Genomic DNA, 462 nt, shown 5'->3' with positions numbered 1-462 from the left:
ATGGAGAAAATGGCGCAAAATTATCAAAGCGGCATGGTGCACTAGGTGTCGAAGCTTATCGAACAATGGGCTACCTTCCTTCTGCTTTGAGAAATTACTTAGTCCGTCTAGGTTGGAGTCATGGTAATGACGAACTAATGTCAATCGAAGATATGATTTCTTGGTTTGATATTGATGATATTAATAAAGGAGCAGCTCGTTTTGATTTCAAAAAGCTCGACGCTATCAATGGACATTATATACGTATGTGTTCAGATCAAGACCTTTTTGATGCTGCTCTTAACATTTTGCCAGAAATTAAAGGTGGTTTACAAATAATGGAAAAGCTTGATGAAAAACGTCGTGTTCAATTTCTTAAAGCTATGCCTAATTTGAAAGAACGTTCAAAAACACTATGCGAACTTATTGATAATGCCTCTTTCATTTTCACACAGCGACCATTACAGCTCGATGAAAAAGCGC

The 462-nt window shown here is 37.2% G+C and carries 1 protein-coding gene; it reads left to right on the top strand.

Annotation, left to right across the window (positions count from 1 at the left end; translation table 11 throughout):
- A partial coding sequence (locus J7R05_RS07985) for a glutamate--tRNA ligase family protein (protein ID WP_246468277.1) occupies positions 1 to 462 on the top strand: 462 nt, incomplete at both ends.

Source organism: Bartonella capreoli (genome assembly GCF_902813205.1).
GTDB classification, from domain to species: domain Bacteria; phylum Pseudomonadota; class Alphaproteobacteria; order Rhizobiales; family Rhizobiaceae; genus Bartonella; species Bartonella schoenbuchensis.
Note: the sequence above shows the minus strand (reverse complement) of the source record. Positions and strands in the feature narration are given on the sequence as shown.